The sequence below is a fragment of the Kamptonema animale CS-326 genome (assembly GCF_028330895.1).
In the GTDB taxonomy this organism is placed as follows: Bacteria; Cyanobacteriota; Cyanobacteriia; order Cyanobacteriales; family Microcoleaceae; genus Kamptonema; species Kamptonema formosum.
The window spans coordinates 1-11,132 of the sequence record NZ_JAQMUA010000405.1 but is presented as its reverse complement, the minus strand read 5'-3'; the positions used below and the strand labels follow the sequence as shown (position 1 = coordinate 11,132).

The following is an 11,132-nucleotide window of genomic DNA, read 5'->3' as shown; positions in this document are numbered from 1 at the left end:
TTTTGTGTCCGAATGCTTCGCCCCCCCAGGGTTTGAAAACACGCCCTAGCCCCTAGCCCCTTCTTCGGTAATTGGTAAGATGAAAATTCTGCTAGTAGATGATGATAGATTGCTGAGTGCAACACTGGCAAAAGTGTTAGGAGTCAATCACTACGCGATCGATCTGGCGAGTGATGGACAAGCGGGCCTCGAATTGGCAACCGCAATAGAGTATGACCTAATTTTGCTAGACGTGCAGGTTCCCAAACTTGATGGAATTAGTCTATGTCGCCAACTGCGATCGCAAGGCTACCGCAAACCCATCCTGTTACTAACGGCCAACGATTCAGATGCCGATGTCGTGGCAGGATTCGATGCGGGAGCCGATGATTACATCAGCAAACCTTGTGCTACTGAAGTATTACTAGCTAGGATAAGAACATTATTACGGCGCAGTCAAGCACTTTCCCCTAGAGATTCTACTCAGAATTTATCAGCTAATACCTTGACTTGGGGAAATCTTTGTTTAGACTTAGATTCGGGTCGAGTGACATTTGGTAAACAAATCATTTCACTGACAGCGACAGAATATAATCTGCTCGAATTATTCCTGCGAAATCCCGATCGCATCTTTAGCCGCAGTGCCATTTTAGATCGTCTGTGGGGATTGGAGGACGCACCAACCGATCGCGCCATTATCACTCATATTAAAGATGTCCGAAAGAAACTCAAGGCAGGCGGCTTAACTGAAGAAATCATCGAAACAGTTTATGGTATGGGCTATCGACTAAAATCCCAGCCCAAATCAGTGCCATCTAATGCTACCAAGCCTGAAAATGATAGCACAAAAGAGCATCAATCTGGCAGTGGAACTAAACAAAATACAGACAAAATTTTCGAGCGGTTTCGAGAAGTATTCAATCAACAAATTGCCATATTAGAACAGGCAAAGAATTCATTATTAGCGGGAAATATAGAAAATAATTTACAGGAAGCGGCTAAGAATGAAGCTCATAAATTAGCAGGATCTATGGGATCTTTTGGCTATCAAGAAGGCTCGAATCTGGCACGTTCCGCAGAACATTTACTAATAAAAAACGGTTCTTTGTCTGGGGAAGATATTACCAAATTCTCGGAATTGGTGACAGGATTACAGCAGGAACTAACCAAACCTTCAGCTACTTTAATAGCTCCATCACCACCTACATTTTTATCTCAGCGGTTGTTAGTAGTTGATGATGATATTGTCTTGACAGAGCGCTTAAAAGCAGAATCAGAAGCTTGGGGATTACGCATTAAAATTGCTTCTAATCTTACCAATGCTAGAGCGCTTCTGGCTTTATCAATGCCGGATGTGATGTTACTAGACTTAAGCTTTGCAGAGACGGAGGAAGATGGATTGACGCTGCTGCAAGAAGTAACTAAGCGATCGCCCCACCTGCCGATAATTGTCTTTACAGGACGAGATAGCCTAGCCGATCGTTTGGCAGTATCGCGCTTAGGAGCTAGACAATTTTTGCACAAACCTGCTACCACCAAGCAAATTTTTGACGCAATATCTCGTGTTTTACCTCACTCTAAAACTTTAAAAGCTAAAGTCTTAATTGTAGATGATGACGTTTTAATGCTGGCTAGATTATCGGGCTTTTTAACTCCTTGGGGGATCGAAGTAATAACTCTCACAGAACCCCAGCAATTTTGGGAAGTTTTAGTTAGTAATAAACCTGACTTGGTAGTTTTGGATATAGAAATGCCATTCATTAATGGTTTAGAATTGTGTCAGGTTGTGCGACAGGATATCCAATGGGAAAATTTACCAATTTTGGTGGTGACAGCGCATACCGATCCAGAATCTTTGCAAAAAGCTTTTATTGCTGGAGCTGATGATTTCATCAGTAAACCTGTGTTGGGCCCAGAACTCGTGACACGGGTAATTAGTAGGCTGGAACGCACTCGATTGTCTTAATTGGTGAGTTGAGTTGTTTATAGATGATATTTAACACCCCGAATTTAGTTAAGATATTTTCTTCTTGTTCAGTTAAAAGGTGGGTGACAAAAATTACCACAGGAGAAAAACAAAATAGATAGTTTCTAATCATCGTTAAGATTTCTACTGCATTCATTTCAGGATGTTCAAAATCTAAAATAATTAGATCGGGAGTATTTTGGCTGATTTGGATGAGCATTGACTTAAGTGAACTAACTGTAGATATATGCCAATCATCTATATCGCCCAATCCAGCTTGTACAATTTCCGCAAAGGTTATATGATTATGAATGAACAAAACTTGTTTTGATGACATATTTACACCACCTATTTAAAGAAAATTAAACCGTGATGTAATATAACCACAACAAAGTAAAGAATTAGTAAAGAAAAAAAAATTATCGCCAACCGAGTCCGAAAAAGGAATTTATGAACATATCTCGGCGATTTTTACCCTACAGCCTAGCCATAGCCTCAACCGCCCTTGCTCTTCTGCTTACCCTCTGGCTAGAACCCCTAATGCCTCGGACAATTGGGGCATTTTTCTATATTGCCATTATTTTTAGTACCTGGTTTGGCGGTTTTCACCCGGGAGTGGTGACAGTTGTGCTTTCCACACTAGCGCTCGATTATTTCTTGATTGAGCCTCGCTATCAATTTTTTCTGCTAAATACAGCACGGGATTTAGTGCAGTTAAGTTTTTTTGTAGTAGTTGCCTTGACCATTAACCTATTTACCAGCAATCTTAAAGAAAATAGACACAAAATTGCCAGACTCAATCAGCAATTAATTCAGGAAAATAGCGAACGACTACGGATGGCGCTGTCGGCGGCGCGGATGGGGATGTGGGATTGGAATATGGTGACAGGAGAAATTACTTGGTCGCCAGAAACCGAACATTTATTTGGATTAGCTGACGGTACTTTTGATGGTAAATACGAAACCTTTGACGCTAGGCTTCATCCCCACGATCGCGAAGGCTTAAATCAGGCAATACAGCAAGCTTTGCAAACAAAAAGCGTTTATCAGCATGAATTTCGCCTAATTTGGCCAGATGGCAGCATTCACTGGGTTGAGGGTAGAGGACACGGCTTTTATGACGAAACAGGTAAAGCTGTGCGAATTGCTGGCACGAACGTCAATATTGACGATCGCAAGCAATCAGAAATCTTGCTGCATCAGCAATTCGAGCAACAACGGCTGTTGATGGAAATGACCCAGCGCATTCGCCAATCCCTGAATTTAGAAGACATTCTGCAAACAACTGTAGAGGAAGTGCGCCAGTTTTTGCAATGCGATCGCGCTCTGATTTTTAAAACTGATGCCGACTATGGCGGAAAAATTCTCGTAGAATCGGTCAATCCCGCCTGGAACGCAATCTCATCTAACCATTCCTACGATCCTTGTATTGGCAAAGAATATATTGAACCCTTTGAGCAAGGCTTAGTTACTGTCAAATCAGATATTTACACTGCCCAAATTTCACCATGTCATCGGGAAATGCTGGCAGCTTTCCAAGTTAGGGCAAATCTAGTTGTACCAATTCTGCAAGGTAAAAATCTCTGGGGATTGCTAGTTGTTCATCACTGTGCCGCGCCCCGCGAATGGCAAACTTGCGAAATAGAATTACTACGCCAGTTGTCTGCACAAGCTAGTATTGCCATCCAAAAAGCCGATTTATTTGAGCAAGTAAAAACAGAATCTCTCCGCATCCAGACTATTTTTAATACCTCCTTTGATGGCATCGTGATTTTAGACAGAGAAGGAAAGGTATTAGAGGCAAATCCCCGATTTTCTGAAATGCTAGGTTACACGCCAGAAAAAACATTAAGCCTCAGCGTTTTTGACTGGGATGCTCAGTTCACTTTTGAAGGAATTCAGAAATTCCTAAATGACACCAGCTTTACCAGTGGAGTATTTGAAACTCGCCACCGACGACAAGATGGCTCAATCTATGATGTAGAGATCGGTGCTAGCATCTTGGAATGGCAAGGGGAGATGATGCGATTCTGTGCTTGTCGAGATATTACCGAACGCAAACAGGCACAAATTGCCTTAAAAGAACTAAATAACGCCCTGGAACAAAGAGTAATAGAACGAACCGTAGAACTAACCGAATTAAACGATCGCCTGTTAATTACTTTACTAGAAAAAGATCGCGCCTATCAACTGCTAGAAGAACAAGCGCAACTACTAGATTTAGCTCATGATGGCATTATTAGCTGGGATCTCACCTCCACAATTACCTTTTGGAATCATGGAGCCGAGTTGATGTATGGCTGGACAAAAGCCGAAGCCTTTGGGCAAGAAATCAAAGCTTTATTGAAAACTGAGTTTCCTCAGCCGTTGAACGTAATTGAAGCTCAATTGCTCGCCACAGGCTACTGGGAAGGTGAACTGATTCATTATAGTCGGGACAATTCCCCGATCGCAGTATCTAGCCGTTGGGTTGTCCAAAAAGACGATCTGGGTAGCCTAATTAAGGTCTTGGAAATTAACAATGATATTAGCGAGCGCAAAGAAGCGGCGAAACTTTTGCAGCAGAGTGAATCAACCTTACGGAGTTTCTTTAATAGTGCGGTTGTACCGATGGGCATAGTTGAGCTACATAACGGAGATATTCTCCACATTGCCGATAATTGGGCGGCAGCTCAGTTTTTCCACAAGACCACCGCCGGGATGCAAAATCAGTTTTCTAGTAGCTTAGGCATACCGTCACCTACGATCAATCGTTGGATTTCCTACTACCAAGAGGCTCAACGCACTCAAGCCCCAGTTCGGTTTGAATATCTTCATCCTACCAATGATGGTGAGTGCTGGTTATCAGGAACTGTTTGCCCAATTACAATCAGCCCTAGTGAATATCCTAGATTTTCCTATATTGTCGAAAACATCACTGAACGCAAACTTGCTGAAGAAATTCTCCAACAATATCAGCGGATAATTTCCCACACAACCGATGGAATTGCGATGATGAATCGCGAATATATTTATCAGATCGCGAATCAAGCTTATTTGAATTGGTGCAACAAATCTGAAAGCGAAGTTATCGGCAATTCACTCAGAAATATACTAGGAGAAGAATTGTTTGATAACTTCATTCAACCTCGCTTAGACCGATGTTTGGCGGGAGAAAAAATTCAGTATGAAAGATGGTTTGACTATCCTAATTTAGTCCCGCAATTTTTGAACGTTACCTATACGCCTTTATATGATGCAGGTGAAAATATTTCCGGCGTTATCGTCAGTATGCGCGATCTAACTCAGCTCAAACAAGCCGAACAAATGTTAGAGCTTCAAGCTGTTATTACCCGTAATATGGCCGAAGGCATTTGCTTAGTGAGAGCCGATAATGGAGTGATTGTCTATACCAATCCTAAATTTGAGCAGATGTTTGGTTACGATCTTGGGGAACTCAAAGGTCAGCACGTTTCGATTGTGAACTATAATAGCGAATCGGTAACTGCTCAAGAGGTAAATCAAGCCATTCGGACTGCCGTTTTACAAAACCATGAATTCAGCTATGAAGTCCAAAATGTCAAGAAAGATGGTACGCCCTTTTGGTGCAGTGCGACTTGTTCTGTATTCAAGCATTTCGAGTACGGGGATGTGCTGGTAGCAGTTCATCAAGATATCACCTTAGCGAAGCACCTCGAAGAAGTTCGACAAGAGGCGGAAGCAGCTTTATTACAGAAATCTAGAAAGGAAAACTTGCTTTGGAGTATTACTCAAGGGATTCGCCAATCTTTGGAGCTGAATGCGGTTTTAAATAATACTGTTAATGAAATCAGGCAGACATTAAAAACCGATCGCACAGCAATTTACCGCTTTAATCCTGATTGGAGTGGTGATTTTATTGTCGAGTCAGTGGGTGAGGATTGGGTAAAACTGGTGGGAGATGATATTCAAAAAGTTTGGGCAGATACCTATCTACAAGAAAATAAAGGAGGTCGCTTTCCCAATAACGAAAACTTTGTTGTTAATGATATTTATCAGGCCGATCTTCAACCTTGTCACATCGAACTTCTGGAACAATTTCAAGCCAAAAGTTATGCAATTTTTCCGATTTGGGCGCGAGGAACTGTTTGGGGGTTATTAGCGCTCTACCAAAATTCTACATCTCGTAATTGGCAATCCTGGGAAATAGAATTACTGGAACAGATTACTAGCCAATTGGCGATCGCCATTGAGCAATCCAAGCTCTACGGACAACTTCAGCTCGAACTACAAGAACGCCAGCAAGCCGAAGCTGTCTTACAAGAAGCCGAACGACGCTGGCGATCGCTCTTGGATAACGTGCAGTTAATCGTTGTCGGACTCGATCGATGGGGAAATGTCAACTATGTTAATCCTTTCTTCTTAAAACTCACAGGATATACTCACCCAGAAGTTTTAGGGAAAAATTGGTTTGAAAACTTCTTACCCCAGGCTCAGCAACAAGCGCTTCAAGTTGTTTTTTCGGAAGTTTTAACCCATAATTATCATCCCTATTATCAAAATTTAATCGTGACTAAATCTGGTGAGGAACGATTCATTGCCTGGAATAATACCAGGCTGCAAGATGCAGAGGAAAACATGATTGGCACGATCAGTATTGGGGAAGATATCACCGAACGACAAAAGCTCGAACATATTAAAAATGAGTTTATTGGCATTGTCAGCCACGAACTTCGCACTCCTTTGACAGGAATTCAAATGTCATTGGGACTAATAAAAACTGGGGTTTACGATCGCAAGCCAGAAAAAGCTCGACGCATGATTGAAATTGCCCTCCTCGATACTCATCGTTTGGTGAACCTGGTTAATGATATTTTAGATTTGGAGCGCATAGACTCCGGGCGGGCAGTTTTGGAGAAAACTGTTTGCAAAGCAGCAGATTTGATGCAGCAAGCAGTCGATGGTATTCAGGCGATCGCTACTCAACAGCAAATATCATTAATTATTACCCCCACCGATGTAAAAGTCTGGGCTGCCCCAGATACTATTATTCAAACCTTGACAAATTTGCTCGGTAATGCTCTTAAATTCTCACCCCCTCACTCCACAATCCACCTCAGCGCCGAAAACCAGACAGACTTTGTGCTCTTTCAAGTCCGCGATCGCGGACGTGGCATTCCCACCGATAAACTAGAACTCATTTTCGGGCGATTTCAGCAAGTCGATGCCTCCGATTCCCGCGAAAAAGGAGGCACTGGGTTAGGCTTGTCAATTTGTCAGAGTATTATTGAGCGACATGGGGGAAAAATCTGGGTTGAAAGTATCTTAGGCGAAGGCAGCACCTTTTTCTTTACCCTACCCTTACCTAACTTTGAATTGTAGGATCGATTCAACATCCCAAATCTCAATTCCCAAATCGAATGATAGACAGACAAATTCTAATTGTTGACGATGACGATTGCCTCCGGGAATTAATACAGGCGTGCCTGGAAGATTTAGCGGGATGGGAAACCCTAGTGGCAGCATCGGGAGAAGAATGTTTAAAAATATTAAAAACAGAACGACCTAATGCCATTTTGTTGGATGTCTCTATGCCAGGAATGGATGGGATTGCCGTGTGCGATCGCCTCCAATCCAATCCCATCACTCGATCGATTCCAGTGATTCTGCTGACGGCAAAAGTTTTACCAAGCGATCGCGCCAGATTTGCCCAGATGGGCATTGCTGGGGTAGTTTCCAAACCGATCGAGCCCATCACCCTCAAAGAAGAAATCACAGAGATTTTGGGATGGGATCAATAACTTTCAGTATTTTTGTGAAATTTTGTAACGATAACGGAATCTTTACCAATTCCTTACCCTTGCTATTTAGTCTCCTGTTACGCAGCTAAAAGTTCTTTGCATAGGAGGAGACTAAATGAATGCTTTGATGATCGGGAAACAAATTCTCATTGTTGATGACGAAGAATACCTCCGCGAACTGATACAACTGTGTCTGGAAGACTTCGCGGGATGGAATACCCTAGTGGCTGCATCGGGACAAGAATGTTTGCAAATCCTACAAACAGAACACCCTAATGCTATTTTGCTGGATATCTCTATGCCGGGAATGGATGGGTTTGCCGTGTACGATCGCCTCCAATCCGATCCCATCACTCGATCGATTCCAGTGATTCTACTGACAGCGAAAGTTTTACCAAGCGATCGCGCCAAATTTACCGAAATGGGCGTTGATGGGATAATTCCCAAACCATTTGAACCCACCACCCTGATGGAAAAAGTGGCAGAGATTTTGAGATGGAATGATTGACTCTCCCGGTCTCGCATACGACGCAAGATTTTAAAGAAATGAATCCTTTGTAAGTAGCTCGTAGGATACAAGTCTTTTACGGTCTGACAATTTTACGAAATATTTCTTTCTATTATTGTATTTTCCTCCTGCCTCCTGCCTCCTGCCTCCTGCATTGATTACCTGATAATTTCCATTTTGGTAACTAGCATTTCTTGGCGCGTTTTGCCACAGGGTTCAATACTTTGACAATCATTGACATTAGCCCTAGCATAAGTCAAGCGAACTTTCTTATTTAAAAATTGAGCTTTCTTAGCACAAATCTCAAAACTTGCACCGACTCTTCGCTCAGTATTGTTCTCATCAATCAATGTCGCATAACACATAATATCCCCATCAACCAAGCTTTTTACTGTGCCAACTTGTGGCAAAGTAGTGTCAGTTTTAGAGCCACTATTAAGATTAGCAAAATATCTCTGTAAATAGGCCGTTCGTTCCGAGGTAACTCGCTCTAGACATCCCGTATATACTAATGATTCCAAAGTTCCCCCCAATGCTTCGGCAGCTTCAAAGTTGCAAGTTGCATCACGAAATGTAATCCACGCTCTCTGTGCTTGAATCAGGCGATTTTTGTATTCACCGCTAAGCTTGGAGATGTTTTGTTGATAGACTTGATTCAGCTTTTTATCTGCTACTGCATAGCTATCTGATGCACATTTTCTCATTTCTAATGTATTACCATTAGGGTTGCATTTCACAGCTTGAGCTATTAAATATTCTGATTGAGCTGGGCTGGAAGACGATCCTATAGAGGATAATGTCAGTGCTGTTAATAAGATAGAACTGGTAATTTTTTTGAACATGATTTTTTTAAAGTTTGTAGAGTGGTCAATCTAGGACAGGACTTATACCAAATCCGGGTTCGTTCGCAATGACAATTTTCGTCGGTTAAGACTTTCTGAGTTCCACCAAACTCGCTCATTCTATTCCCTTCTTCCTCTTATTTCCCTTCTTTCCCTTCTTTCGTGAGCATCGGAGCATCGGAGCATCGTAACCGCCTTGGCGGTTACTATATTACTCTATCGCGCCGCAGGAGGGGATAAAATCTCCACATCATTTTCTAATTCGCTTTCCTCCACAACCTTTTCTAAAATAGGAGAAGGCATAGGTACTTCCTCCACTACGGGATGCTTTTCCAAAGTCAGCCTAGACTGGGAAGCACCAGATAAGCGCTTCAAAAGTTTTGGTTTCGGATCGTGTAACAAGTATATAATCCGATCGCCGCTCAGCCAATCCTCACCAACTGGTACTACCTGTAAATACCCCTCCCTTTCTATCAGTAACGGTAGTAACTCTCCGGAACCAATTAAAGCTTCCAAATGAGCCACTTGAAATTCCAAGCCCGACTCTTTAAAATGAGTTTCCCCCAACTTCACCTCCCCATCATTTAGATACTGATTCCAAGTCTTAAGTGGCAAATCTGGAATAAAGGCTTGAGGAATCTTAGTCTTATTAGTCGGCCCAGTAGCAGCGCGAGGGAAAATAGCTAAAACCCTTGGGGGTTTAAACTCTTCGGCTGCTCTTTGTGCTAATACTAAATTTACCTCACCATTGCTGGTCATTGCTAAAAAAGTTCCCATTGAAGCGAGTCCCGCCTCTTCTAAAATGCTATGATCTAAGGCGCTACTTAAGAAAACTTGTAAACCTTCCTGTTCTGCTTGCAGACAAGCTGCTTCGTCAGTATCAATCATCACAGCTAGCTCTCCCCGTTCTTTAAATAAACGGGCAATTAATCTGCTCAAAGGATTCGATCCCACGATGAGAGCACCAGTCACCGACTTAGAAGTGATACCTAAAAGTTGAGCCACCCACCCTGCCGTCAATCCTTGCAGGAAGACTGTCATAATAATTGTTAGGAAGACTAAGGCTTTAATCGAGTCGCCGCCATTAATGCCTCGCTGAGTCAACAAAATAGCAAATAGAGAAGAAACGGAAGCGGAAATGATCCCTCTAGGAGCAACCCAGCAAGCAAATAGTTTTTGTCGCCAATTCAGACCGCTATTCCAAGTACAAAGCCAAATATTAATTGGTCGCACTATCCACATTAAGGCTAAAACTGTGAAAAAACTGCCCCAACCGAGTGCAAAAATACTGGGTATGGATAAATCTGCTGCTAAAAGTATGAATAAGACGGAAACAGCAAGGATTGTCAGTTGACCTTTAAACCTCCGTAATAGTCTTTCTTCGGGTAATGAGGCCGATCGCAATACGATTCCTGCTAAGACAGTTGCCATCAATCCTGACTCGCTGCTGATCGATTCTGCTAAAGCAAACATTCCCCATAAACCAGCTAAGACTACGAGATTTTTGAGGTCTTCTGAGAGAAAGCGCGATCGCAACAAAATCAATCCCAGCAGCCAACCTCCGACAATCCCAATCCCGCCACCCGTAACCAATCGCAGGACTAATTCTTGGAATAACCCGAATAAATCGGGATTGCGATTCAAAACAATATTGAGTACCAATACTGCTAGGATTGCACCAACGGGATCGATTAACACGCCTTCTGCTTCCAGCATGGTTGCGACTTGGCGATCGACAGATATCTGTTTGAGTAATGGCCCAATCACCGTCGGCCCCGTTACTACTACCAGGGAAGCATAAAGAAAGGCGATCGACCAGGGAAATTCCCCCAACCAGTGAGCGGCCATACCACCACCCACGAGGGTAATTAAGATGCCCAGAGTAACTAAATTGCGGATGCTACCCGAAACGCGCCCCAAATCTCTAAATTCTAAGTTCAGACCACCTTCAAACAGAATTAACGCCACTGACAGGGAGACGATCACCTCTAAACCACTCCCTAGTAAATTGGGGTGTAACACTCCCAAACCGCTTGGCCCTGCGATCATCCCGAACAGCAGCAAAAAAACAATAGCAG

The 11,132-nt window shown here is 42.7% G+C and carries 7 protein-coding genes; 4 read left to right on the top strand and 3 right to left on the bottom strand.

The annotated features are described in order from the left end of the window. The first annotated feature begins 79 nt into the window (after positions 1-79). The gene (locus PN499_RS23935) at positions 80-1,945 is read left to right on the top strand and encodes a response regulator (RefSeq protein WP_272035262.1); all 1,866 of its coding nucleotides are present in this window, start codon (positions 80-82) and stop codon (positions 1,943-1,945) included. Here PN499_RS23935 and PN499_RS23930 read toward each other — a convergent pair. Further along, positions 1,914-2,282: a response regulator gene (locus PN499_RS23930; RefSeq protein WP_272035260.1), complete on the bottom strand. Its 369-nt coding sequence runs from the start codon at positions 2,280-2,282 to the stop codon at positions 1,914-1,916. The genes PN499_RS23935 and PN499_RS23930 overlap by 32 nt on opposite strands. Positions 2,283-2,395: 113 nt before the next feature. Between PN499_RS23930 and PN499_RS23925 the strand changes: the two genes are divergently transcribed. The 3 genes from PN499_RS23925 (at position 2,396) to PN499_RS23915 (ending at position 8,212) form a co-directional block, all read left to right on the top strand. Then, the gene (locus PN499_RS23925; protein WP_272035258.1) at positions 2,396-7,285 is read left to right on the top strand and encodes a PAS domain S-box protein; all 4,890 of its coding nucleotides are present in this window, start codon (positions 2,396-2,398) and stop codon (positions 7,283-7,285) included. A 38-nt stretch (positions 7,286-7,323) separates the two neighbouring features. Further along, the gene (locus PN499_RS23920) at positions 7,324-7,704 is read left to right on the top strand and encodes a response regulator (RefSeq protein WP_272035256.1); all 381 of its coding nucleotides are present in this window, start codon (positions 7,324-7,326) and stop codon (positions 7,702-7,704) included. Between the two features lie 127 nt (positions 7,705-7,831). Next, entirely contained in the window at positions 7,832-8,212 is a 381-nt protein-coding gene (locus PN499_RS23915; RefSeq protein ID WP_272035264.1) for a response regulator, read from the top strand. Positions 8,213-8,370: 158 nt separating this feature from the next. Here the strand turns inward: PN499_RS23915 and PN499_RS23910 are convergent, their stop codons facing one another. Next, a complete protein-coding gene (locus PN499_RS23910) occupies positions 8,371-9,054 on the bottom strand; it encodes a lysozyme inhibitor LprI family protein (protein WP_272035254.1) in 684 nt (227 codons plus the stop codon). 216 nt (positions 9,055-9,270) lie between these two features. Beyond that, positions 9,271-11,132, bottom strand: a 1,862-nt coding sequence (locus tag PN499_RS23905; RefSeq protein WP_272035252.1) for a cation:proton antiporter, incomplete at its 5' end; no start/stop codon positions are given.